General features: G+C 61.2%; 25 protein-coding genes and 1 tRNA gene. 15 read left to right on the forward strand and 11 right to left on the reverse strand.

Translation table 11 applies throughout. From position 1 onward, the window contains the following. Positions 1–429 precede the first annotated feature (429 nt). On the forward strand, positions 430–2322 hold the full coding sequence (locus B5V02_RS33125; protein ID WP_167458771.1) for an ABC transporter ATP-binding protein/permease: 1893 nt from the start codon (positions 430–432) through the stop codon (positions 2320–2322). 273 nt (positions 2323–2595) lie between these two features. Beyond that, positions 2596–3960, forward strand: coding sequence for a magnesium transporter (gene mgtE / locus B5V02_RS33130; RefSeq protein WP_111548191.1), 1365 nt, complete (start codon positions 2596–2598; stop codon positions 3958–3960). 72 nt (positions 3961–4032) lie between these two features. Here the strand turns inward: mgtE and gor are convergent, their stop codons facing one another. The 3 genes from gor to rpiA all read right to left on the reverse strand — a co-directional run bounded on the left by gor (position 4033) and on the right by rpiA (position 6873). Further along, positions 4033–5424 carry a glutathione-disulfide reductase gene (gor, locus tag B5V02_RS33135; protein WP_111548192.1) on the reverse strand — a complete coding sequence of 464 codons (1392 nt, stop codon included), beginning with the start codon at positions 5422–5424 and terminating at the stop codon, positions 4033–4035. Positions 5425–5540: 116 nt separating this feature from the next. Beyond that, positions 5541–6155 (reverse strand): DUF2059 domain-containing protein, encoded by a 615-nt coding sequence (locus tag B5V02_RS33140; protein WP_111548193.1) that lies wholly within the window; start codon positions 6153–6155, stop codon positions 5541–5543. Continuing rightward, positions 6142–6873 carry a ribose-5-phosphate isomerase RpiA gene (rpiA, locus tag B5V02_RS33145; RefSeq protein WP_111548194.1) on the reverse strand — a complete coding sequence of 244 codons (732 nt, stop codon included), beginning with the start codon at positions 6871–6873 and terminating at the stop codon, positions 6142–6144. The genes B5V02_RS33140 and rpiA overlap by 14 nt, the downstream gene beginning before the upstream one ends. Positions 6874–7241: 368 nt before the next feature. Here rpiA and B5V02_RS33150 point away from each other — a divergent pair, with 368 nt between their 5' ends. The 6 genes from B5V02_RS33150 to B5V02_RS33175 all read left to right on the forward strand — a co-directional run bounded on the left by B5V02_RS33150 (position 7242) and on the right by B5V02_RS33175 (position 10787). Continuing rightward, positions 7242–7922 carry a phosphoglycolate phosphatase gene (locus tag B5V02_RS33150; protein WP_111548252.1) on the forward strand — a complete coding sequence of 227 codons (681 nt, stop codon included), beginning with the start codon at positions 7242–7244 and terminating at the stop codon, positions 7920–7922. Positions 7923–8065: 143 nt separating this feature from the next. Further along, a tRNA-Val gene (locus B5V02_RS33155) sits at positions 8066–8140 on the forward strand. Positions 8141–8613: 473 nt separating this feature from the next. Next, a complete protein-coding gene (locus B5V02_RS33160; RefSeq protein ID WP_167458772.1) occupies positions 8614–9351 on the forward strand; it encodes a TIGR04255 family protein in 738 nt (245 codons plus the stop codon). A 98-nt stretch (positions 9352–9449) separates the two neighbouring features. Next, positions 9450–9953 (forward strand): hypothetical protein, encoded by a 504-nt coding sequence (locus B5V02_RS33165; RefSeq protein WP_146606202.1) that lies wholly within the window; start codon positions 9450–9452, stop codon positions 9951–9953. Then, complete coding sequence (locus tag B5V02_RS33170; RefSeq protein ID WP_111548197.1) at positions 9943–10386, forward strand: hypothetical protein; 444 nt, start codon at positions 9943–9945, stop codon at positions 10384–10386. The genes B5V02_RS33165 and B5V02_RS33170 overlap by 11 nt, the downstream gene beginning before the upstream one ends. A 59-nt stretch (positions 10387–10445) precedes the next feature. Continuing rightward, entirely contained in the window at positions 10446–10787 is a 342-nt protein-coding gene (locus tag B5V02_RS33175) for a hypothetical protein (RefSeq protein ID WP_111548198.1), read from the forward strand. A gap of 263 nt (positions 10788–11050) precedes the next feature. Here B5V02_RS33175 and B5V02_RS33180 read toward each other — a convergent pair whose 3' ends face one another. Continuing rightward, a complete protein-coding gene (locus tag B5V02_RS33180; RefSeq protein WP_111548199.1) occupies positions 11051–11404 on the reverse strand; it encodes a hypothetical protein in 354 nt (117 codons plus the stop codon). 436 nt (positions 11405–11840) lie between these two features. On the opposite strand from B5V02_RS33180, the gene B5V02_RS42845 reads away from it, so the two are divergent. Further along, on the forward strand, positions 11841–12074 hold the full coding sequence (locus B5V02_RS42845) for a GcrA family cell cycle regulator (RefSeq protein WP_111548201.1): 234 nt from the start codon (positions 11841–11843) through the stop codon (positions 12072–12074). A 156-nt stretch (positions 12075–12230) separates the two neighbouring features. Here B5V02_RS42845 and B5V02_RS33195 read toward each other — a convergent pair whose 3' ends face one another. Next, positions 12231–12806, reverse strand: coding sequence for a shikimate kinase (locus B5V02_RS33195; RefSeq protein ID WP_111548202.1), 576 nt, complete (start codon positions 12804–12806; stop codon positions 12231–12233). Positions 12807–12845: 39 nt separating this feature from the next. Further along, on the reverse strand, positions 12846–13214 hold the full coding sequence (locus tag B5V02_RS33200; RefSeq protein WP_167458773.1) for an RraA family protein: 369 nt from the start codon (positions 13212–13214) through the stop codon (positions 12846–12848). A 160-nt stretch (positions 13215–13374) separates the two neighbouring features. Between B5V02_RS33200 and B5V02_RS33205 the strand changes: the two genes are divergently transcribed. After that, positions 13375–14049: a peroxiredoxin-like family protein gene (locus B5V02_RS33205; protein ID WP_111548204.1), complete on the forward strand. Its 675-nt coding sequence runs from the start codon at positions 13375–13377 to the stop codon at positions 14047–14049. A 50-nt stretch (positions 14050–14099) separates the two neighbouring features. On the opposite strand, the gene B5V02_RS42335 is transcribed toward B5V02_RS33205, so the two are convergent. Beyond that, positions 14100–14234: a hypothetical protein gene (locus B5V02_RS42335; protein ID WP_281005005.1), complete on the reverse strand. Its 135-nt coding sequence runs from the start codon at positions 14232–14234 to the stop codon at positions 14100–14102. Next, on the reverse strand, positions 14231–14662 hold the full coding sequence (locus tag B5V02_RS33210; RefSeq protein ID WP_111548205.1) for a hypothetical protein: 432 nt from the start codon (positions 14660–14662) through the stop codon (positions 14231–14233). Before B5V02_RS33210 ends, B5V02_RS42335 begins: the two co-directional genes overlap by 4 nt. Before the next feature lie 96 nt (positions 14663–14758). Here B5V02_RS33210 and B5V02_RS33215 point away from each other — a divergent pair, with 96 nt between their 5' ends. Then, on the forward strand, positions 14759–16426 hold the full coding sequence (locus B5V02_RS33215; RefSeq protein ID WP_111548206.1) for a winged helix-turn-helix domain-containing tetratricopeptide repeat protein: 1668 nt from the start codon (positions 14759–14761) through the stop codon (positions 16424–16426). A 323-nt stretch (positions 16427–16749) separates the two neighbouring features. On the opposite strand, the gene B5V02_RS33220 is transcribed toward B5V02_RS33215, so the two are convergent. After that, a complete protein-coding gene (locus tag B5V02_RS33220; protein WP_111548253.1) occupies positions 16750–18915 on the reverse strand; it encodes an adenylate/guanylate cyclase domain-containing protein in 2166 nt (721 codons plus the stop codon). A gap of 303 nt (positions 18916–19218) precedes the next feature. Between B5V02_RS33220 and B5V02_RS33225 the strand changes: the two genes are divergently transcribed. The 3 genes from B5V02_RS33225 (at position 19219) to B5V02_RS33235 (ending at position 20958) form a co-directional block, all read left to right on the forward strand. Then, positions 19219–19458: a PepSY domain-containing protein gene (locus B5V02_RS33225; RefSeq protein ID WP_245446348.1), complete on the forward strand. Its 240-nt coding sequence runs from the start codon at positions 19219–19221 to the stop codon at positions 19456–19458. Positions 19459–19635: 177 nt separating this feature from the next. Then, the gene (locus tag B5V02_RS33230; RefSeq protein WP_245446349.1) at positions 19636–20376 is read left to right on the forward strand and encodes a lysozyme inhibitor LprI family protein; all 741 of its coding nucleotides are present in this window, start codon (positions 19636–19638) and stop codon (positions 20374–20376) included. Positions 20377–20475: 99 nt separating this feature from the next. After that, a complete protein-coding gene (locus B5V02_RS33235) occupies positions 20476–20958 on the forward strand; it encodes a hypothetical protein (protein ID WP_167458777.1) in 483 nt (160 codons plus the stop codon). 17 nt (positions 20959–20975) lie between these two features. Here B5V02_RS33235 and B5V02_RS33240 read toward each other — a convergent pair whose 3' ends face one another. Next, positions 20976–22859 carry a L,D-transpeptidase family protein gene (locus B5V02_RS33240; RefSeq protein WP_111548208.1) on the reverse strand — a complete coding sequence of 628 codons (1884 nt, stop codon included), beginning with the start codon at positions 22857–22859 and terminating at the stop codon, positions 20976–20978. Between the two features lie 210 nt (positions 22860–23069). Next, positions 23070–23816, reverse strand: a complete 747-nt coding sequence (locus tag B5V02_RS33245) for a 3-oxoacyl-ACP reductase family protein (protein ID WP_111548209.1) — start codon at positions 23814–23816, stop codon at positions 23070–23072. A 100-nt stretch (positions 23817–23916) separates the two neighbouring features. Here B5V02_RS33245 and B5V02_RS33250 point away from each other — a divergent pair, with 100 nt between their 5' ends. After that, positions 23917–24531 (forward strand): TetR/AcrR family transcriptional regulator, encoded by a 615-nt coding sequence (locus B5V02_RS33250; RefSeq protein ID WP_111548210.1) that lies wholly within the window; start codon positions 23917–23919, stop codon positions 24529–24531. The last annotated feature ends 13 nt before the right edge of the window (positions 24532–24544 follow it).

Below are 24544 nucleotides of genomic sequence, written 5' to 3' on the forward strand. Positions count from 1 at the left end.
AGCCTGGCGAGGTCACGAACGGCACAATTTCCGAAGTTCCGGTCAGTCCGCAGTGAGGAAATAGACCCGTCCATTCGATTTTCGAGTTCACAAACCCGTGTGAAAACCTTCCCTAAGGGAAACTTCGCCGACGACCCGCTCGCGTCCATCAACAATTTGAAATCAATAGCGATATTCCGCTTTTTCCGATCGGTTTGACTGCGTTTTAGCGCCGCAACCTGTTGCCTCATGGCAACGGCCGCCGGGGTAATCCCTTTGGCCAGCTTTAAAAATTAATAGAATATGATCAATTGGTGTTACCATCCGTAACAAAACAAAAAAGGTTTAGGCGGGATCGTGATTCGGGTCGGTAGACCATCGCAAGAGTCAGTACCGGAAAAAACACCTCGTGATGCCGCAAGGCCATCGCTTCTGACGCCGGTATCGTCGATGCGCAGCTTCTGGGGACTGATGCGGGCCTACTGGGTCTCGGACCGGTGGAAGGAAGCTTGGACCCTGACGCTGGTGATCGCGCTGCTCACGGCGCTGTCCAGCAAGGCCGGTGTCTGGTTCGCCGAAGCCTCCGGCGAGTTGGTCAACTCGATCGCCTTCTTCCACGACGCCGCCAACACCACGCCGCTTCGCACGTTGCTGGTCAATGCCGGCATCCTCGTGCTGCTGGTCTTGCTCAAGGACGCCGGCTTTACCGGCATCCGCAATCTTGTCTCGGCGACATTGCACCGCAAATGGCGTGGCTGGCTGGACAGCCGCTTCAACGAAGCATTGCTGGACACCAATCACACGCATTTCCATGCCCAGCATGCGTCGACTGGCAGCGGCACACCGGCCCCCGACAACATCGACCAGCGCGTCCAGGAATCCATCAAGGACATGACCGGCGGCGCCATCGGGCTTGCCATGGGCGTATTCAGTGTCTTCACCTCGTTCTACTTTGTTGGCGGCGCATTGCTGAAAAGCTCGGTCGAGGTGAAGGGACTTGAGTTCTTGGGAAGCTATGGCAGCGCCGCCCTTGCTCTCCTGGCGGTCGCCATTTACGTCCCCTTCAACACATGGATTGCGGTCAAGCTCGGCGGCCTGCTCGAGCGCCTCAACGTCAGGATGCAGCAGGCCGAAGGCAGCTATCGCGGCGAGCTGACGACGTTCCTGCGCCGTAGCTTCCATGTCGCGGCCTCTCAGGGCGAAGGCGTGCAGAGGACCATGCATGGTCGGCTCTATGTCGATATCGACGGCACATGGACGCGGCTGAACATCGTCAACACCGTCTACATGTCGTTCGAGCTGATCTACAATTTCATCGGCGCCCGCATTGTCGCCTACGGACCCGGCCTGGTGCCGTTCATCCACAACGGTCTCGATCTCAAGGGCTACATAACCGGCTCCGAGCTGGTCAATTCGCTGATCGGCCAATGTTCGTGGTTCATCCACGTCATGCCGGCCATCGCCACGCTGCGTGCCAACAGCCAGCGTGTCACAGAGCTCGCCAATGCGATCGAGAACGTGCAGCATCCGCAGGAGTTCTACAGCCAGACAGGTCGCTCCGACTTCCACTATGCCGCACAGAACCCGGTTTTCGGCCTGACCATCCAGAAGCTCGAGCTGGCGCATCAGGGCGAAGACGCCTCGCCGTTCCTCAGTGCCGCCAATTTGCGCTTCCGGCGCGGCGAATGGACGTTCCTGAAAGGCGAATCCGGTTGCGGCAAGACTTCGCTGATCAAGGCGATCAACGGCCTGTGGCCCTATGGCCATGGCACCATCGTCTTCCCCGAGGGGGTGAAGAGTTTCTATGCCGCCCAGGAGGTCAAGCTGCAGCCGGTATCGCTGAAGCAGCTGGTCTGCCTGCCGGGCTCCGAACACGACCACAGCGACGCGCAGGTCGCGGCGGCGCTGTACAAGGCCGGCCTTGGCGACTTCATCTCGCATTTGGCCGAAGGAAGCCGTGAAGGCAAAAGCTGGGACCAGGTTCTGTCGGGCGGCCAGAAACAGAAGCTGGTGGTGGCACGCATCGTGCTGCAGCAGCCAGGGCTGCTGTTCCTCGACGAGGCGACCGGCGCGCTCGATCCGGAGGGCAAGATTGCCTTCCATCAGGCCATCAAGGACAACTGTCCCGATGTCACGGTGATCAGCGTCATGCACGAGGCGGTGGCGCCGAGATCGATGACCGGCAGCGAATTCTATCACAGCATCGTCGCGATCGCCGACGGTGTCGCCACCAAGAAGCCCCTGGTTCCGACCCTGCCTGTCGAACTCACCACCATTCTCGCCCAGCCAAGGCCGGTCGAGGACAAATGGCTGCGCTTCTCGCGCCGGCTGAAGCAGAAGTAACGACGCTTTGATCTCGGCCGGCCGTGTCATGCGGCGGCCGGTGATCACAGTCTCGCGATTGGTGCCATTCGGCACCGTTTTCCATCCTCACTGCGATTGACTCGGCAAGGCGCGCTCCTATGTTGCGCCCGCTTGCAGATAGTCAAACGCGAACCCGCAAGCGGAAAGGTCACCGCGCCATGCCTGGCGACAGTCACAGTCGAACGCAACCGCCGTCCGCCTAGACGTGACCTCACATGGTTCATGTCCTGCCGGACGGCAGGGAAGTGAACCATGAACGAATTTGCCCCGGTGGCGAGCGACGAAGCCGTCGCGATCGCCCGTATCCTAGCCAACGATCACGTTGCCGACATTGTCGAGGCCCTGAACAGGGAGCCGCGAGCAACCGCGACGGAACTGCTGTGTGAAGTGACGTTCGAGAGGTTGGTCGAGATCTTCGACCAGCCTGAACTCGACGGCGCGCCCGAACTCATGGAGGCGCTGCCGCGCGCCAAGGCGGGCAAGCTGCTCACCGCCATGTCGGTCGACCGCGCCGCCGACATCCTGCGCGAGCTGGAGGAACCGGCCCGTTCCGAGCTGCTCGGCGGGCTTGCGCCACCGCTGCGCGCCACGCTGCTTGCCATTCTCGGCTATCCCGAAGGCAGTGCCGCGTCGATCATGACGACGGAGTTCGTCAGCGTGCCCTCGGACTGGACCGTAGGCCGCACGCTCGACTACATCCGCAAAGTCGAGCGGACGCGCGAAACCGTCTACGCGATCTATATCGTCGATCCGGAAACGCACCTCCTGGTGCGGTCGACCGGCCTGCGCCGGTTGATCACCGGTGAGCCGGAGGACTCGATCATGACGGTGGCGCCGGATCGTGCGCCGGTGACGGTCACCCCACTGACCGATCGCGAAACCCTGGCGCAGACGATCTCGAAATACGATCTGCTCGCCGTCCCGGTCGTCGACCACGGCAAGATCCTCGGCATCGTCACCATCGACGACATTATCGATACGATGATCGAGGAGACGACCGAGGACGTGCACCGTTTCGGCGGCATGGAGGCGCTGGACGAGCCGTACATGAAGATGAGCTTCCTTGCGATGATCAGGAAGCGCGGCGGCTGGCTGTGCGCGCTGTTCATCAGCGAGATGCTGACGGCCAACGCCATGCAGAGCTACGAGGGCGAGCTGGAAAAGGCGATCGTGCTGACGCTCTTCATCCCGCTGATCATGAGCTCGGGCGGCAATTCCGGCTCGCAGGCGACCTCGCTGGTCATCCGGGCGCTGGCGCTGCGCGAGATCGGGCTTGGCGACTGGTGGCGGGTGGCGCTGCGCGAGCTGCCCACCGGCCTCGTGCTCGGCGCCATGCTCGGCGTGGTCGGCATCTGCCGCATCGCGCTCTGGCAATATATGGGCTTCTACGACTATGGGCCGCACTGGCCGCTGATCGCCACGACGGTCGGCGCGGCACTGGTCGGCATCGTCACCTTCGGCTCGCTGTCGGGGTCAATGCTGCCGTTCGCCCTGAAACGCATCGGCTTCGATCCAGCCAGCGCGTCGGCCCCGTTCGTCGCCACGCTGGTCGATGTCACCGGGCTGGTGATCTATTTCGAGGTGGCGCTGGTGATCCTGCGCGGCACGCTCCTCTGAGCAGTTCCTCTTATCTCCGCCGTGGCAAGGAGGACCTTGCCGCGGCGGAGATCCGTGGTCCGGCGTTTGCCGCTAATCCACGCGCTGGCCGTCCTTCACCCGATAAGTCGGCTTGTACATGGTGACGAGTTCTTCCGCCGCCGTCGGATGCACCGCCATTGTGCGGTCGAAATCATCCTTGGTCAGCCCGGCCTTCAGCGGAATGCCGAGAAGCTGCGCCATCTCGCCGGCATCCGGCCCCAGGATGTGGGCGCCGAGCACTCTCTTCGAAGCGCCGTCGACCACCAGCTTCATCAGCATCTTCTCGTCGCGGCCGGACAGCGTGTGCCGCATCGGCCGGAATGTGGCGCGGTAGACCTCGATGTCGGGGAAGCGTTTGACCGCATCATCCTCCGACAGGCCGACCGTGCCGATTTCGGGCTGTGAAAAGACGGCGGTGGCAATCGTGTCGTGGTCGGGCGCCGTCGGATTTCCCTTGAAGGCCGTTTCGATGAAACACATCGCCTCGTGGATCGCCACCGGCGTCAGCTGCACGCGGTTGGTGACGTCGCCGATCGCCCAGATGTTGTCGATGTTGGTGCGGGAGTATTGGTCGACCGCGATCGCACCGGTCTTGGTCATCTCCAGGCCGATGCCTTCCAGACCCATATTCTCGGTGTTGGGGATGCGGCCGATGGCCAGCATCACCTGGTCGACCGTCAGCACCTTGCCGCCGGTGACGAGCGCGTCGAGCCGGCCGTCCGGCCGCTTGCGCACCCATTCGGACACGGAATGGCAGAGGATCTTTATCCCCTTCTTTTCCATCGTCTCGTGCAGCATGCGCCGCAGGTCCATGTCGAAGCGGCTGAGGATCTCCTTGCCGCGATAAACCAGCGTGGTGTCGACGCCGAGGCCGTGGAAGATGTTGGCGAACTCGACGGCGATGTAGCCGCCGCCCTCGATCATGATCGCCTTGGGCAGCTTCTTGAGATCGAAAGCCTCGTTGGAAAAGATGCAATGTTCATGGCCGGGCAGCGCCGGATGCGGCGCCGGGCGGCCACCGGTGGCGATCAGGATCTGGTCGGCGGTGACGGTGCGATCGTCGCCCAGAAGATGCACGACATGCCGATCGACGATCATGGCGCGCGAGTGAAAGGCCTCGCCGCCGGCGCCCTCGACATTCCTCTGGTAGATCGCCTCCAGCCGGCTGATTTCGCGATCCTTGTTGGCGACCAGTGTCTGCCAGTCGAAACTGGCCTCCGGCACCGTCCAGCCATAGCCGGCGGCGTCAGTGAAATGCTCGGGAAATTGCGAGGCATAGACGTAGAGCTTTTTCGGCACGCAGCCCCTGATAACGCAGGTGCCGCCATAGCGGTACTCCTCGGCGATGCCGACGCGCTTGCCGAGTGCCGCCGCGACGCGCGCCGCCCTCACCCCGCCCGAGCCGCCGCCGATGACGAAAAGATCGTAGTCGTAACCGGCCATGTAGCGGCTCCTCAAGCTTCAGAAATCCACAGACAGGTAGGCCGCCAGGCATCAAAAGAAAAGCCCGGACAAGCCGGGCTTCGTCGATGGCCGCAAGGCCGTTTGAAAGCGCAGGATCAGTTCTGCGTGTCGTCTGCCGGGGCCGAACCATCGGCGGGTGCGGCGCCGTCCGCAGGCGCAGCTCCATCCGCGGGCGCTGCGGCATCGGCAGGGGCTGCCGGCGCCTTGGCCTTGGCGGCCGCGGCCAGCGTTTCGCCAACCTGCTGGGCGAGATCGCGGGCGACGCCGTTCTGCCAGATGTCGGCTGCCTTGACCAGGTCGCGGGTCACCGTTGGGCCGCTATCGAGCAGCTTCTTGCCCGCATCGGAATTGTAGAAGGCGGCGATGTCGGTCAGGTCCTTTTCGGAGAACACTTTTGCGTAGGCGAGTGCGGCTTCCTTTTCGAGGTCGGCGCGGCGCGAGGCCAGCGCCAGCGCCTTCTCGTTGATCGTCTTGCCGATCAGTTCCTGCATGTCGGGGTTCTTCTGGATGAGCTGCGATTCGAGCGCGGCTGCGGCCTGCGGCAGGATGTTGTCGAACGGGTCGGTCGCGTGGATCGCCGCGACCGCAGCGCGGGCGGCCTTCAGGTGCGAGTCCGTGACATCCTGAGAAAACGCCGGCGAAGAGAAGGCCAAAACAGCCGAAGCCGCCAGAACGGCGCAAAGGCTGCGAACCCGGTTATGCAACATCATGATCGATAGAACTCCCTGGTTTTCGGGCGGCATGGACAGTTTGGATACCGTCGCCGCCGGCGATGATGGCCGCTGACGCCAGCCCGATGAAAAGACCATGCTCAACCACGCCCGGAATGGCGTGGAGAGCATTCGAAAGCGCTCTTGTATCCGGAATGCGGCCAAAAGATGCATCGAGGATAAAATGGCCGCCGTCTGTAACAAAAGCCTGGCCCCCCGTCATCCTCAATATGACCGGACCGGAAAGGCCGAGCTTCTCAGCCGCGGCGCCAATCGCGATTTCGGTTGCGCGCAGGCCAAACCGGTTGACTTCGATCGGCAGTGGAAAACGGCCGAGCGTCTCGACCATCTTCGACCGGTCGGCAATCACGATCATGCGTTGGGAAGCGGCTGCGACGATCTTCTCGCGCAGCAGCGCGCCGCCGCCGCCCTTGATCAGGGTCAGCTCCGGATCGACCTCGTCGGCGCCATCGACGGTGAGATCGAGCTCAGGCGTTTCCTCCAGCGTCGACAGCGGCACGCCAAGCTCGCGGCACAGCAACGCGGTGCGCTCCGACGTCGGCACGCCGATGACGGTCATGCCAGTGGCAACCTTGCTCGCAAGCAGCCGCACGAACTCTTCGGCGGTGGTGCCCGTGCCGATGCCGAGCCGCATGCCGTCGCTCACATAAGCGAGTGCTGCCCGTGCGGCTTCAACCTTCAACTGTCTTGCATCCATGCCGCTTGCTGCCCCGGAAACCTAGCGTTTCGGGCTCCTAGCATTTTTGCCGGTCCGGTCAAAGCCTTTGGCCGCGGCCCACTGCTGTTGGCGGGCTGCATGTTGTGCAACGCGCAGTCAGGGGCAATGCGCGGGCAGCTCCGATAGGAATTTTTTCTTGACCTGGTGATGGCAGCTATGCTACATATCTGTCCATGGTGCTGATTTGCGCCAACGACCCGCCGCCGTGGCGGGTTTTTCATTTCTGGCGGCTCGCCGCGAAATGCCCGGTGGGCCTGCTTGCTCCCGCGAGCTTGCCCAGCACGCTTGCCTTGACGCGCCGCAGCCGCTATCGCCTGCCCCATGCAAAAACCTGCGCAGGACAGACCATGACTCGCCCGATCATCGTGTTCGACCTCGATGGTACGCTGATCGATACAGCGCCGGACCTGCTCGACAGCCTGAACCACAGCCTTGCCGCCAGCCAGATCACGGCGGTCGACGAAGCCGGCTTCAGGCGCTTTGTCGGTCACGGTGGCCGGGTGATGATTGAACGGGCGCATGCAGCCCAGCAGCGATCGCTCGATGTCGAGGAACACGACCGGCTGCTGAAACTCTTCCTCGACCATTACACCGACAACATCCCCGGCAAATCGCGCCCCTACCCCGGTGTCATCGAGGCGATCGCGCGTTTCGAGAATGCCGGCTATCTCCTGGCCATCTGCACCAACAAATACGAAGCCAACTCGCTGGCGCTGATCGAGGCGCTCGGCCTGACCAGGCACTTCGCCGCAATCGCCGGACAGGACACATTCGCATTCCGCAAGCCCGACCCGCGCCATCTGACTGAAACCATCAAGCTCGCCGGCGGCGACCCGCATCGCGCCCTGATGGTTGGCGATTCGCAGACCGACATTGACACCGCCAAGGCCGCCGGCATTCCAGTGGTGGCGGTCGATTTCGGCTACACCGACCGCCATGTGCGCGAATTCGAGCCCTCGGCGGTGATCTCGCATTTCGACGCGCTGACCCTCGATCTGGCGCAAAGGCTGATTGCCACCGCTGGATAGTGAGGGGAAAGCGGCCGGGCGTCACGTCGGAAACAGGCCCGAAAGGGCGACAATCCGATCTGTGTCGGATTGCCGGACACCGCCTTGACTTCCCGCACCCGCCTCCCTTATATCGCGGCTCGCTTGGCCTTCGGGCAACGAGCGGGCGATTAGCTCAGCGGGAGAGCACACCCTTCACACGGGTGGGGTCGCAGGTTCAATCCCTGCATCGCCCACCATTTTCCATATAAAAATCAATTATCTGCTGATGGCCTTGTCAGCAATTCCGATAGGCACCCCTTCCGGATCGCCACCATGTCGCCACTGAGTTTCCAGATTGGCGTTCCGCTCGGCTCGACTCCTTCGCCCTTTCACGGCGGCAACAGGGGTTCGATTCCCTTGGGCGTACCAACAAAGCCAATCACTTACTGTCGTTTCGCGCGAATACCTTAAATATTCGTCGAATATACACCTGCGGATAGCAGCGAACACGGGCAGGCGGAAGCATCGCATGAGCGAGCATGCCCACACCGCCTTGCGGATCAGCGGCTAGATTTGGATCGGCGCCAATCCGCCGCCCGTGCTTTGGCTCTGGCGCAAAACCTTCCCGAACCCGGGCCGAAGGCGACCAAGGATGCTAAATAAATCTCGTCGACCCGGCCGCAGCGTGTCGTTATAGAATGCCCTGAAAAGAACCAAGGGGGGCAATCTGGTGAATTCCTATCTCCGTCCGCCGATTGTCGAAGCTGTCGTCGAGTTCCTCACAAATAGTCCCATATCCTTTGACGACCTGCAGGCAATGTCGAACAAGGTCGCGGGCGACTACAAGAATCAAACCATTGAAAAAGGCATTGAAGTTCGCATCGACACGCTTGGCGGTGCTGCCACGATCCACTCCGATCAAACACCGGATCGCTTCCGAAGGACTTCGGATGACCAAGCAGATATCGTGATCTTCGCGGACACCAGTCTAATAGTTGCACGTGCCGCACCCTATCCGGGGTGGGACGTTCTAAGTGAACGCATCAGGAAGAACTGGCGTATCTGGTCAAAGGGGCAATCGGGAAGGGGTGTTGTTCGGCTGGGGGCTAGGTTTATTAACCGTATAGACATACCAATCAACGGCGAAGAACGCATCGAACTCAGTGATTATCTAAATTTATTGCCCCAAATCCCAAATATTTCCGACAAGCCGATGTCCACATTTCTGGTACAGGCGTCGATGCCGACAGCCAATCCTCATTGGGACTGCAACATTATGTCTACCATAGTTGCACCGTCGCCATTGCTGAACCATATGTCCATTTTGTTGGACATTGACGTCTTTAGGATGCGCGACATACCATCCAAAAGCGCCGATGTTCTGGCGATTCTCGAAGAGGCGCGACCATTGAAGAACACTATCTTTGAGCGCTGCATTACCGACCGAGCCAGAGATTTATTTCGATGACAAGAACTACCCAAACGGTAGCCGCTCACCCACGAACCCCCACGGCGCTGCCCCCGAGTGGAGCGGCCGGCGCATATTCAACGCAGATGAATTATGCATTGTCCAATGCGCTTACCAGATCATTCAAGCCTTTGGGCGATAGCAAGCCTCGCGGTAGTGATAGCCATCTCAGTACGCTGTTGGAAAACGCCAAAGCAATTTTCAAAGTCACGACGAACACAGTTGCCATGCACCTGTTGTCGTCGGACTGGAGGGCGCGCCTATTCAGACAGGTCGATAGCCTCCTTGACGCGGAAGAATGGGATGAAGACGACAAGCCGGTTGTTTCCGGATCATCCTTAACGTTTATCCGAATGTTGATTTTCCTCAAGGCGCGACGGCCGGGTCTCGGCGCGACCAACGATGGAAATTTGGTCGCGTCCTGGACGACTGGAAGCAATCGCCTCACGATCGTTTGTAAGCCCGACGACAGCGTTCGGTGGGTTGTCTCAACCCAGACCGATGTCGGCTGTGAGACGGCAGCCGGCCAAACTACAATTCTGCGGCTCCCTGTTGTCTTGCAGCCTTATAACCCCCAGCAGTGGTTTTCGGATGAAGGGTGATAAGATACCGGACGAAGGCCACTTGATACGAAGTGTCCCCTTTTCCAAGCTGCGAAAGGCTGATGGCACGGACGATGTAATTGGCATTCTCCCCGAAGCCTTTGCGATGCGCGATGTTGATTCCTATTTGTCCGCCACTTGGCTTGAACATTTTGCAGGATCTGACCAGCAAAAAGTTACCGCAGCTGTCCACACGCTACGCAACAGCTCGCTGAAGATCTCTCCCAAAAGTGGGTTCGCCCGGGGTAAGGCCGGCGACATACGCACCGCGTGCTCGGCCCGGGGCCATAGCGTTCGAATTGTTCACGAACCCGAGCCAGACAATGATGCGCACGCCGCTGTGCGCCGCTATCCTCGCGATGAACTGGAACTCTACGAAGTGCTCGCAACCGGCGCCTGGTCTCACTGGTTTCTGAACGCGGATATTCCATAGGTGCTCTAGCGCGGGAATCGATATCGGATCGTTAGCCAAGCTCCGGCGCCAGATTCGGGTTGAAAGACGATTTCATCGCCTGGGTGCATCAACTCTCGCAAGACGCTACATGCCATGGGCATTCGATGGGCGCCGCCGTTCGGGTACGATCCGACGACACGATGAAGCTCGCCTGCATTGATTTCTACGTGTGCGCGGCCCTGTTGGCTTGCTCGCGATATCTGAGCGATTGCCTCTCGCCGAAAGTCATCCCCAGTTGGCATTTGAATTCACTCCACGGCTGGCGGCGGCGCAACAATGAGCGCGGCGCGGATAATCAGGCAGGCGTCTCCGGGAAGCGGTTGCCATTCCTGTTCTTCATCAAGAAACGCGGCACCGAGCCCGAACAAGCCCCAGAATGACCCAACTCCCGTGGCCGAGCTTCGCTTGGGCGCTTGCCAACGCCTCGGCGCCGCGCCCCAAGCCAATCCAGCTAGCAGCTACAGTCCGCCCCTTCCCCACCAAATTCTTCCGGGCGAAATTCAGGGCACTGCTGTAGCTCGTGTAGCTCTGGAACTGGCAGACGTCGGAGCCGTTCCGCACTTTCATCTACTCGAGATCCCAGAACGAAACCTCGAGGCGGTCGTCGTTGATGGGTCCAAGCTCTGCGCCGGTCGAGCCGCGATCAGCGCTTCATCGCGTGCAGGATGGCCTGCATGTGCTCTTCCAGGTCGAGTTCACCCCGAGCCTCAGCGGTCAACAGGTACTCGGCCTTGGCCCGGCGATCGCCTCGGCTGATCGCCGGATAGGAGCAGATGGCCAGCAATGCTTCCTGTTCAATCCGGTCTGCCCGCTTGCGTTCGTGGCTGCTGCTGCCGGCTTGATGAACAACCCTGTGAAGCCCGACATAGCTGGCTTCATGGGCTCCGATCAGCGCCCGCAATTCGGGTGAGGCCCCTTCCCCTTCAGCAAACGTCGGTTCAACGACCGAGGCCACGGCGGCGAACGCAAGAAGTGTACGGCGGGTGACTTCGGGCATGCCTCATATCCCTGCTGTCTGACTATGCAGGCACACCATAGCACCGGCGCAACGGTTCGGAGAGATGCGCTGGGACGCGACCACGCTGTCTGCTGACAAAATGTATTCGATCCCGCAGCCCGCCCTCCCGGGGCTGGCCGGTTGAGGGCCCTGAAAACCGAAAGCGCGCAGCGCGTTGGGACCCTGCCCCTCAGGGGGCGGAGCGATCAGTGGGACGAAAACATCGCCCGCCGGGGGCCTTCGCGCTGGCAACCGCGGCAAGTGTGTCCTTAAGTCGCAACAACTGGCTTCCGAAAGCAGGGTCCCGGGCTTCATTGACGCTGCGACCAACACCATATGGTGATCCATAGCCCTCCAAAACGAGAGAAGCTCGCCTTGACGCTGTCGCACTGCGGCCGTCAGCCGGCAATGGCCATGAACCAGGAACCTGAAAACCATGCCTGAAAATATCAGACCAACTTCGAGAGACGTCCCCCTCATTCAGCTAGGCGTCTATCAGTGCCGCTTCCCGGTGAGCGAAGACCCGTCAGTACCCGGCGGTTACCGTTTTTGTGCCGGGCCAACTTCGCCGGATCGCGTCTATTGCGATCACCACCACGGCATCGTGACCGCCGTCGACCCTCGTCGAACCCGTTCAGGTCTCCAGCCCGCTCAACGACGCGCCGCATAGGTTACGTTTTGGTGGGTTAAGTCCTCCGCACGCTGGCGGGGGTCTATTACGTCGGCCCCTCAACCAGCATTCGCCCTGAAGGCCGAGCCAGGTACAGGACGCATGTCGGCTCTGCCTTTATAACTTGTGATGTCCCGGTTCGATAGGTGCAAGCGATTAACTCACCGGCGGCGCTTGGCTGTCGAGTATGCGGGCAATCTGCTCACAGGTCTCATCGACACTGTAGCCGTCGGTGTAGAACGTTGCCGTCGCCAGTGACGCGTTTGACGGGTGCTCCAGGAACGGCCGGTTTAATGCGACAAAATCCGCCCTTTCGTCTTCCGGTACCTCAGCCCTAGCGCATAAGATGTCCAGCGAGCGCTCGATATCTGGCGAGGGCAGCAGATAAACGACATGTGAAGCGCGCTTGACCGCGGTCTGGACGCGCGCCAGAAGCACGTCGTCCTCATAGACCGAGTGACCTGCGCCGAAGTCGATGATCGTATCCGGATAGTCGAGAAGCACCTGCTCCACAGCATACGCCTCGAACGGTTTCCAGTAGTCGAAACGTGCACGCCAGCCCATTGCCTTGACACGCCGCCACTCTTCCCGCCGGTCATAGCCGATCTGGTAATAGTATCCCCAACGTACGAGATCGAGCGGGATGTTGCGCAGTGACAAACGGTCGGAGAGGCGCTCCGCAATCGTGGACTTGCCGGAGCAGATCGGCCCTATCAGCACCAAACGTGTCATTCTAAACTCAAATCTCTTTTGCAATTCGGCGACCCAATTTCAGTCAACGAAGCGCGACCTGTCAGACTTGAGGACGGCCTCAGCGAAGTCGGGCATTTCCAGACCTTGGCGCACCTGGGCATCAAGAGCCTGCTCGGCCGCCCTGACGGCGGCGAGCCGCGCCAGCACTGTCTCAGCCGCCAGGCGTGGCACCACAGCGACGCCATCGCGGTCGCCGACCAATATGTCTCCCGGCGAGATGGTCACGCCTCCCAACACCACCGGAAATCCGACAGTGCCTGGACCATTGCGCGCCGGCGAGTTCGCGATGATCCCGGCACAGTAAACCGGCAGCCCGACAGCCTCGAGTCCGACAACATCGCGGACGAGGCCGTCCGTGATGAAGACGCGAAAATGGCCGGAAATCAAGCTCGGAAAGTGCCGACACCAAGGTAGCGCCCCAACGTCCGCCCATCTCTGTGCTATATTGCAATTTCAACACGCACAGGAAGTGTGTGCCGAACACGGGCTGGAGCCGGAAGTACCGCCGCGCTTTCGTTACTGGATTGACCCGCGAGGAGGATCAAGCATGTCTGACCGCGCCGACGTAGGCCCTCTGCAACTGGGTGAACGAGCGCCCAATTTCGTACTCGACGCAATTACTCGCGAGGGCAAGGTAGCTATCGACGATTTCCGCGGCGAGAAGCCAGTGCTGGTTGGGCTGTATCGAGGTCTGCATTGTCCGTTTTGCAGGCGTCATATCGCGACGGTTTCGCTGCTCACACCAGCCCTTAACGCAAAGGGCATCGAAAGCCTCACGGTGGTGAACACGCCCATCGAGCGAGCGCGCCTTTATCTCCGCTACCATCCGATGGTTGGTTTGCTTGCTGCATCCGATCCGGAGCGCGTTTCACACCGCGCCTTTGGATTGCCCAATATGCAAATAACTGAGGGCGAGAGCGCATTGCCGCATAAGGTCTCAATGAGCGATGTGAAGGCGATGCGGCTCAACGTGCCAGGCGAAATGCCTGAGCCGATGGATCCGTTTGCCACGCTCGAATATCTGAACAAAAAAGACAATTACGATATCACTGAAGCGGACCAGCAAATGATGGCGACCGGCGTGGGCCAGCTCATGGGCCAGTTCCTGCTCGACCGCAACGGCGTCGTTCGCTGGACGTTCTCCGAGGTTTTCGATGGCGGCTTGGGCGCCCACCCGAACTCTGAGGCGATGATGTCGGTCGCGTCGCATATTGGTCAGTAGCGGCGCAGTGCGCTGAGCGGGTGCACGGATAGCAGGTGTTATGCAACCCGTTAGTTCGAGCCGGGGTCGACGCGCTTCGGCGCGAAGCGTTTCACCCACTCGTCGATGGTGATTTGGCTATCATCGGCCCAGCCGCATGGAATTTTCTGTTTTGCAGCTATGTTGCCAGTGGGGACGGGCTTCATCGAGCACTCGTCTCACCGGCCATTTGCCTGACAGGTCGCTGACCGCTTCGTACGTTAGCCACTGATGCGTAATCGCAGTAATGGAAGGTGGCGAGATAGTCGGGGAGTGCGGGCATGAACTCCTGTTGATGGGTCCAAGCTCTGCATTCGGCCATGGAAGTCATGGGTTTCACGTGGGGGAGCCTGATTAGCTTCCCCTGGTTGGTCAGATGGATTGTGACAGCGATGGCGGTGAACATGGCGCGGTCATCCATCGACTTAAGGCTGGCGACATAATAACCGCCGGGGTTGGGACGCACGTCATCCCTTGAGGCGGCCTCGTTGACATGGTCAGAGCCGCAGAGTTTCGCGATGCGGGAATCCGCTTCCGCAGCCGTTTGCGCTGCCAAAAGAAGAGCGAGAGCGATGATGAGCTTGGTGCGTTTCATGTTATCCTTCTTTCCAATCCGGTGCTGCTAGGATCGCTTGGAAGCGAAGGCCGAAGGCCGAATTGGCTAGGCTAGGAAGCGCGCCAGGAGGGTGAAATGTCCCGAACGGCTCCTGAAATTGAGGCGAAATCTGCTGAAACGATCACGTTTCGCGGTTTTGTCTTCCTGACGAAAAGCAAAGAACTCCGAACCGTCGAAGGCAAAGCGGTCACTCTTCGCAGCCAGTCCGCCGAGGTGCTCTCCGTGCTCGCTTCGCGACCGGGCGAAATCGTGTCCAAGGATGCGCTGATGCAGGCGGTTTGGCCCGATACCTTCGTGACCGAAGACAGCCTCACTCAATGCATTGCCGATATTCGCCGTGCGTTGGGCGACGACGCGCACGTGATCGTGGAAACCCTCCCAAAGAGAGGCTATCGGCTGAATACCGATCCATCCGACGCGGCGGACCCAAACGCCGGCACGGCACGTGCCAAGACACGATTCTCGCAGCGCGGCTTCATTCTGGTCGCAGTCGTTCTCGTTGCGGCAGCGATCGGCGCATACTACGGCGCGGAAATATGGCGAGCCGCTCCCGTTCGTTCGAGCGACATGCCCAGGATTGCTATCCTTCCCTTCGACGACATGAGTGCCGGTGCGGACAAAGGATATCTCAGCGATGCCGTTGCCGAGGGGATCGTCACCGAGCTGGCGCGGAGCAAGACTTATGCCGTCATCGCCCGGAACTCGAGCTTCAGGTACCGCGGTAAGCCGGTTGACATCAGGCAGATTGGCGAAGAACTCGGCGTCGACTACCTGCTCGAAGGCAGCCAGCAGAAGGCCGGAGACCGGCTGAAAGTGACCGCCCAGTTGCTGAATGCGCATGACGGATCGCATGTCTGGGCCAATACCTACAACCGGGAGATCGGCGATCTTTTCGTCGTCCAGGAGGAGATCATCCGCACGCTTGCGGCTCGGGTCGGGCAAAGGATCGAGCGACCCTTGCCACAGAGCGACGCCGCCCGGGTTAGCGCGCTCAGTTATCTCCTGATGGGGTCTGCCGCGAACAAAAAGGATTTTTCTGCCGCGGGGAACGAACTGCTGCGGCAGTTCAGCCTCAAGGCGATTGAAGCGGATCCGAACTCCCAATTCGGCTATATCGGGCTGGCCTGGTCCTATCGCTTTGACTCGGTATTCTGGCACAAGCAGGAAAACAACCCCGACGAGGCGTTGAAGAGGGCCGCAGAGTACGCCGACAAGGCCATCCTGCTCGCTCCGGACGATGCCAACGCGCATCAAATCCGCGCCCAAATCCATAGTGAAGCCGGCGAGATCGAGCAGGCCATTGCGCAGTTCGATCAGGCGATCGCCCTGAACCCCAGCGCCTCGAATATCCTCGAGGGCAGTGCGGCCCCTCTGCTCTTTGCCGGCCGCACCGACGAAGCGATCGATCGGATCGAGCAGGCCAAAGGCATCGATCCCTTCTACCCCGACTGGTACAACTGGGACATGGGCTGGGCGCTCTATGAAAAGAACGATTGCGGGGCTGCGCTAACGGCGATGCGGAAAATGTCCCCAATCCCGATCGGCGCACACCGAATGCTTGCGGGGATCTACGCTTGTCTGGGAAACCAGCGGGAGGCAAAGGAAGCGCTTGCGGTTTTCCTCAAAGACTCGCCCGGCGACTCCATCAGCAAACAACGCAAGCAGTGGGAGAAGAATTGGACCGCCCCCGGACCCCTCGAGCGCTGGATCGGACACATGCGGATCGCGGGGTTGCCGGAGTGACGGCTGACCGTATGCGGCCCGGCAGAGACCAACTGGCCGCATAAAAACCATTGAAGCCTTTGTGTTGTGGGCGGTGGTTGCCCTCAAAGCAAGATCATCCTTCACAGTAATATTGGGTGCGGGAAAGTCGGCAATGGGACCGACTTGCGCCATAGTGCGCTCGCCCTGCCCGTGGGCACAACAGGCCGCAGACAACCAGAAGGTCGCGCCGGACTTAACCTTGGGGGCTGGGGAACTTCGGGCGTGGGCCGGCGCGACCGGAGCCCAAAGGCTCACTTGTGCATTGGCCACAGCTAATATTCTCCGGCAGGTCCCGGGTGGTCTTATTTGACGGTCGAAAACTCAAAACGATCGAAACGGAAGACTGCCGTATACTCGTTGCGTCGCTCCGGCGTCCCGGCAGGATTGCGGAAGATCGCGCCGCAGGTTGTCTGAACTTTCGGAAAGGCGTCGCACAGGAAGTTCTGCTGCACCCAGCTGGTTCCTTTATCTATCCATGCGCCTCCCCCGCGCAGGTCACGACCGAGGATGAGCGACCTGATCTCCGAACCGGTAAGCCGGTCCTTTGCATCCAGATCGACCCCTTCCGGCAACTCCGGCAAACCGGCCTTGTCCAGGCCGTCCAGCAGACGCCCGATGTCAGCCGGGTTCTTGAACACAAAATACCTCTGCGTGACCAGCTGATTTGCCCCTCCATCCTTTCGTTCCAACATGACGTTCCTTAGCCTGTCACTATAGGCCGCGACCTGGTCACTGCGCCCGAGATGTGCGTAGGCCGAAACCAACACCTGCAGGCCGTAGAATTTCGGCCATGGATCGGGCGATTGGAGATCGATCCTTTCAAGGTAGTCGACAGCTTCCTCGAAACGACCCTGGCCAAATTCAGCCAGCCCAGCCTGGTAGTACCGATGGTCATTGCCGCCTGGGTCGACACGGTTGGCCGCGACGAGATAGTCGCGCGCCTCGTTCGGCCTGCCATTGAAATTCAGGGCTTCTGCCAGCCCGACATAGTTCAGGGGATCGCTCGGGTCGAGCGCCACTGCCTTGAACATAACCGCGACTGCCTCGTCGGACCGGTGCTCGCGAACCAGCAAACTGGCGACGAGCTGATAGTAGGACGGCGAAGGATGCTTGGCCGCCTCCCCCAGGTACTTGTAGACGTTGTAAAACGCCACAGATTCCGAAAAGGCTAAAGCTTTGACCCGCGGCCCGTCCATGTCCCAATAGGCCCATGCGAGCGAGGCTGCCGCCGCGCCGAAATTCGGATCGAGTTCCAGCGCTTGCTGGAAAAACCTCACTGCCTGCGCAAACTCGTCTGGAGTATTGCGACGATTGTAGATTTCCATGCCCTGGAGGTAAGCTTCGTAGGCTGCAGGATTGCGCGTGCCGCCCGCGACATCTGCCTTGCCTTGGCCGCTGACGAGACGGAGCTTGAGCGCGCCTGCGATGCTGACGACGACCTTGTCCTGCAGCGCAAACACATCCGTCCACTGGCCGTCGAAACGTTCTGCCCAGAGATGACCGGTGGTCGAGCCGTCGATCAATTGCGCGTTGATACGCATGTCGTCGCCGACCCGACGTATCGAGCCCTCCAGTATGTACCGGACACCAAGCGCTGCGGCGACCTCAGCGGGTTTAGTCTCCTTGTCCTTGTAGGTGGAAGCCGCGTTTCGCGATACGACGAACAGGCCGGGCACGCGTGCAAGTTCTGTGGTCAGGTCCTCGGTGAAACCGTCAGCCAGATAACCTTGCGCCTTGTCGTCGCTGAGATTGTCAAATGGAAGCACGACGAGGGATGGCCGGGTGTCGGCTTTCGCATTGGCCGTCAGAGCGGTGGGCGGAAGCGGTGGCTCCCACGGTCGCCACCACGCTGCTGCAAGGCCGACTGCGACAACAAGGACCCCAATAGCGACGGCCAGATTGCGCCTGAAGCGTGGGTGTCGATTGACAGCCATGGGCTTTCCCGCCACCGTGGGATCGAGCAGCACCCGGTACGCCTGCACCGGTTCGGCGATGTTCTTCAGCTTCTGTTGGCCCATCGGCTCAAAGCCGAAAGCCAACTTCTTCTCAACCTCTTTTGCGACCTTTGCCGAGACACAGATGCCGCCAGGTTCCGCTAGTTGTTGGAGCCTGGCAGCGACGTTGACGCCCTCGCCATATCGGTCCTCGCCCTCGACAATCACCTCGCCGAGATTGATCCCGATCCTGACGCGAATCCGATGATCCTCGGAAACGGCGGCGTTGCGTTCCGCCAGGGCGTGCTGCAACGACACGGCACATTCGACCGCGTCCACGACGCTGCCGAATTCGGCCAGCAGTCCATCGCCCATCAGCTTGAAGATGTGGCCGTGGTGGCGGGCAATCTCAGGCTCGAACAGTTCCTTGCGTCGAGCACGAAGGCGCTCGAACGTGCCGGCCTCGTCGCGTTCCATCTGGGCGGAATAGCCCACAACATCGGCAGCGAGAATGGCAGAAAGCTTACGGTCCATCGATCTGGCCTGTCCCACGTGGAGTATAGACCTGGTCACACTGAAATGAAACGACCGACCTCTCCAGCGTCCGTCGCCGGTGTCTCGGGATCATCCAGCAAAAAGCCTGGATGAAACGCGCAGTTCGGGATGGAAAGCACCGGGCAGCCCGCAAACCGGTGGACTAAGATCCGTCGATATTCAGCCGGCCTGCAAACGGTAGCTGCCTGCGCTTCCGACAGACCTAAAATCGTCATGCATTCCAGCTGCGGAACAAACCGGCATGGCAGCGAGTTTCTGTCCGACGAAAGTTGAGGGAAAGCCATGTCCAGATTTCTGCTGGCGACAAGCGTCGCCGTTCTTCTCGCCGGCGGGCCGGCCCTTGCCGCGGATGAGAGCCGGCTGCCGCCGCCCAATGCCAAGAAGCTGTCGGAGATCCTCGCCAAGGTCGAACAGCGCGACGGCTTTCGCTATGTGAAGGAGGTCGACTGGGACAGCGGCGCCTACGTCGTCACCTACTACACATCGGACAAGGCGAAGGTCGAAATCCCTACGATCCCGTGACCGCCGAGCCAAAATAGGACGGCTGCAGGCGTCGTGCCCGACGCGAATGCGCCGACCCGTTCTCGCGCATTCTCATTGGCCAGCGGGCTCTCGCCTAAAATTGTCCATTCTTGGCGTATGATGTCGAAGCCAGGGCGTGGGCTGCGCCTTGGGCAATGCCGTTGGCTTGGGGCACTGATGCGATCTTCCGTTCGAACCTATCGCCTGCTTGTGCTCGCCATCATCCTGGCCGGCGGCATCCTTGGGACCGCTCCGGCGCGGGCCGACGGGCCGTCCTTCGACTGCGGCAAGGCGAGTTTGCCGGCGGAAAAGGCGATTTGCGCCGATCCGCAGCTGTCGGCCATCGATCTGCTGGTTTCCAGGGCGTTCAAGGATTTCGAGCCGGCGTTCGGTGGCGACAAACGCATGATCGCCCGCGGGCTGATTGCCGACCGCAATACCTGCAAGAGCGATACCGCCTGCATCGTCAGCGCGCTGAACAACGCGCTGCAGACCTATGGCAATGGGCCGTCATGGGTGCAGGATTACAACACCGCCTTGATCGGCAAAAAGGCGCTGGAAGCCGCCGCGCACAACCCGAACGGGGCTGACCAGCCCCTGCCCTCGGCAATCGGGCAATGCGCGTCCACCCATATCGAAACGCTGACGACGCGGCTTGGCGACGATCCGCTGGCAACGGCCAGTCCCGAGGCAGGCAGTGCCGCGACATTCACCAATGGCGGCACCGCCGTCTCCTATGATCGCGAGCCTGGCCTGGCCGCGTCGAAGGTCGGCGACGCTGCCGTGATGTGCCTGATCTCGATTCCCAGGGATTGCCCCAAGGACGATGAGCGCGGCCGCGTCTACTACGGCATCGATCTCGCCATCAAAGGATCGCGGGCGCTGCCCGATTCGCAGCACATGTGCGGCGGCGCCTGAACAGCCACTCTCCGCGAAACCTTGCCAGAGGGCGCCTCCCCTTGCGTCAGTCTCGCTTTGATGGCTGATTGATTGTTGCGGTTGGGCGCCGCATGGGGGATGGGCATGGCGACGGCGAAGCATGTGCTGAAGCGCATATTGATGATATTGGCCGGCTACCTTGTGTCGGTCCTGGTCGGCTTGATCGCCGTCGTGGCGATCTACGCCGCGCTCAGTTCCTTGCCCAACGCGCCCGCCTATTTCGACGTCATGGGTGTCACGCCGATCGCGGCCTTGGTGGTGCCGCCGCTCGGCATGTTCATCTATTTCCTGACCATTGTCGTGACCGCACTGCAGACGCTCATCTTCGCGCTGATTGCCGAGCTCTTCTCGCTGCGCAATGTCCTGCTGCACATGGTATTCGGTGCCGCGGCCGCCGCCGGCGGTTTCTTCCTGATCTGGCCAAGTTCAGCGGAGGACATGGACCCCGAGCGCTGGGCCGACATCGGCATCATCGCCGCTGCCGGCCTTGTCGCCGGATCGGTCTATTGGCTGATCGCCGGGCGGGACGCCGGTTTTCGGCGACCGCTGTTGGAGCGTTAAAAACCGAGGGCCCTTGCTCAACTCGACGGTGAGCGAACCGCCTCGGTGGCGTCCAATGCCTGCTTCAGCCGCGAGTCGCGATCGTAGACGTCGCCGAAATACTCAACCTTGCCGGACATATCAGGCCAGGCGGTGAGATAGGCGACATAGACCGGGATCTTGCGCGTCACATCCTCGGTCGAATGTCCGTGCTTCAGCTTCTCGGCGATATAGTCGACCGAGGTGCCGAGCACCGCCGCCGCCATGCCGCGCGGATCCTGCAGCCGCACACAGCCATGGCTGAGCGCACGCATGTCTTGCTTGAAGAACGATTTCTGCGGCGTGTCATGCATGTAGATCGCATGCTTGTTGGGGAACAGGATCTTCAGCTCGCCCAGCGCATTGGCCTCGCTCGGCTGCTGGCGCACACTGTAGGGAATGTTGGCGCCGTAAGCGCCCCAGTTGACCGCCGACGAAGGGATGCGCTTGCCGCGCGAGTCGGTCACCTCGTAGCCGGCCCGGTCGAGATAGCCGGGATCGCTGCGCAATCTGGGCAGCATCTCGTTGACGATGATCGACTGCGGCACGCCCCAATAGGGATGGAAGTCGACCTGCTTGATCTGGTCGAAAAAGAAAGCAGTCTGGTTGGTGACCCGGCCGACGACAACGCGCGTCTTCAGTTTTTCCTCGCCATTGTCGATATAGCTCGCGGTGAAGGCAGGCTGGTTGATGAAGACCCGCGGGCTGCCGAGATCGGAGGGCAGCCAGCGCAATTCCTCCAGCGCCACCTCTACCTTGAGCAGCCGGTCGGCTTTGGACGTTCCAGCCAACAGGGCAACAGTGCGCGGACCGATGACGCCGTCACCCTTCATGCCCTCTTTCTGCTGCACAGCCTTGATTAGCGGCACCAGTTCGGGAACATAGACCTCGCTGGTCGCCAGCCGTGACAGGATCTCGCCATAGGCGCCGCCCATCTCGTCATCGAGATTGCGTGCGATCAGGGTCAGCAGCTTCGGCAGCTCGGGGCTGGTTTCGCCCGGCTTCAGCAGCAGCTTGGGGTCGACGACAATTTCGTTCTCGGCACTGGCCTGCAGGGATTCCAGTTCGACGCGCAGCGCCTGGTATTCCGCATTCTGCGGATGCCGCGATTCGAGATAGGTGCGCACTTCCTGGGTATGCGCCAGCGTTTTCAGCACACCTTGCAAGTCGAGCGGCTTGGCCGGGAAATCATAGTAGCCGGTCATGCGGTTGGGCTCGACGCGGCCGTTCTGGGCATCATGGGCATAACGCAGCACGCGTGCCGACAGCGCCATCTCGAAGCGGACGAGCTCTTTCAGTTGCGCATTGGCGTCGGCCGGTGACGCGCTGGCGGCGGGCACGTCGACCGTGTAGTCGGCGGGTTCAAGGCCGTAGCTCGCTGCCTCGCCGAGCACCCGCACCGCATCCTGCGCGCGGCTGTTGAGGCTGGTTCCGGTCACCCAGATGAAATCCGGATTGGCCGAGTAGTAGGCGATCAGCGCCTTGGCGATGTCCGGCTCGGCATAGAGTTCGTAGTCGCTCAAGCCGGCAACCGCTTCACGAAAAGCAGCGCCCGTGGCTGACGGCACGAAAGCGGCGTCCTGCGCGGCCGCCGGCAGTGGTGCCGCGGCCAGCGCCGAAAAGTCGATGCGCACCAGCCGATCGGCCTTGTAGGTGTAGTAGGACGGGCCGCTGATTTTCACACCGCCACCGCCGCCACCCGGTGCTTTCGGCTTGTGCTTGGGTGGTGGGGGCGGAAACTCGCCTTGCGGCTCATGCCTGATGCCGCCGCCGAAAAGCATTTCGAAGAGCCCCTGCGCGCCGGCCTGGGGCACGCCGAAAGCGAGCGTCGCCGTGATCGCCATCAGCGGCATCACGGTTGCTTTTTTTCCGAGGAATTTCATGGATAACCCGCTCCGGTTGTAACCGGCTCCCGTTCCGCACCGCTAGACGATCTCGCGCACCGCATGGCGGATGTAAGGCGCGACTATACTGATTCATACTGATTTCGTTAAGCTTTCATAAATTTCCGAACGCCTGTTGCAGAACGGTTTCACAACATCGTGACGGCTGGAGCGGATGTCTCCGCTCCAGCCGGGGAAATCCAATGCGGATCAGGCGTTGGCGCCGCCGTCGATGGTCAGTGCCGCGCCGGTGACAAAGCGGCCTTCCGGACCTGCGAGCCAGGCGACCATGCCGGCGATGTCCTCGGCCTTGCCAAAGCGCGGCGTCGCCATCTTCTGGCGCTGGTGCTCGGCATGCGGGCCATCAGCCGGGTTCATGTCGGTATCGGTCGAACCGGGGTGAACGACATTGGCGGTGATGCCGCGCGGGCCGAGGTCGCGCGCCAGCGCCTTGGTCAGGCCGACCAGCGCCGCCTTGCTGGCCGAATAGGCGCCAAGACTGGTGTCGGTCACCCGCTCGGCAAGATTGCTGCCGATCGAGATGATCCTGCCGCCCTCGCCCATATGCGCGGTCGCCGCCTTCGAGGCGATGAACGGGGCTCTGAGATTGACCGACATGGTCTCGTCGAAATCGGCGAGCGACAGGGTGTCGATGGGTGCGGCGCGCCAGATGCCGGCGCTGTTGACCAGGATGTCGAGCCGACCGAATGCGGTCACGGCGTCATCGACGGCCTTGTCTATCGCCACGGCATCGCGGTTGTCGGCCTTGATGGCGATGGCGCGCCCACCCTTGGCCTCTATCTCGGCAACAACCGAGCGGGCCTGCTCCTCGCCATGCACATACGTCAGCGCGACACTGGCGCCATCGGCCGCCAGCCTTCGCGCAATCGCCGCACCGATGCCGCGACTGCCGCCGGTGACGAGTGCGGCCTTGCCGTTCAAGCTGCTGGATGACATTTGTTTCTCCATTTGTGTAATGATCGATACATAAATAACTGTCAGCCTTGCCCGGCTGCGTCAACTGATTTATGTATCGATCGACACAGAAAAGAGCGTCATGTCGGAACGAGGCCGCCCCCGCACCTTCGATCGAACCGCAGCCCTGCGCTGCGCGATGGAGGTTTTTTGGGCCCGCGGTTACGAAGGCGCATCGATGAGTGACCTGACCGCCGCCATGGGCATCAACTCGCCCAGCCTCTACGCCGCCTTCGGCAGCAAGGAGGCACTGTTCCTTGAGGCGACGGATTTTTATTCGCGCACCGAGGGTGCCGACATCTGGCTGGCGCTTGAGGAAGCACCGACCGCGCGGCTGGCGATCGAACAATTTTTATGCCTGACGGCGAAAGCCTATGCGCAGACCGATCGCCCGCAGGGCTGCCTGATAACGCTCGGCGCGCTGCACCAGGACTCCAGTCGCGGCGCCATCTGCGACGATCTGCGCCGCCGTCGCGCCGAGAATCATGCCGCCCTGCGGAAGCGTCTCGAACGCGGCGTTGCCGAAGGCGAACTGCCGGCGAGCTTGGACTGCAGCGCTGCTGCCACCTTCTACGCCACGGTTCAGCACGGCATGTCGATCCAGGCCCGCGACGGCGCCTCGCATTCGGCTCTTCTGGCAACCGTGGCCGGCGCGATGGCGGCGTGGCGCACGATGGCCGGCACGGACAGAGCGTGACAAACGCCGGCCA

The sequence above is a fragment of the Mesorhizobium kowhaii genome (assembly GCF_003253745.1).
Classification (GTDB): Bacteria; Pseudomonadota; Alphaproteobacteria; order Rhizobiales; family Rhizobiaceae; genus Mesorhizobium; species Mesorhizobium kowhaii.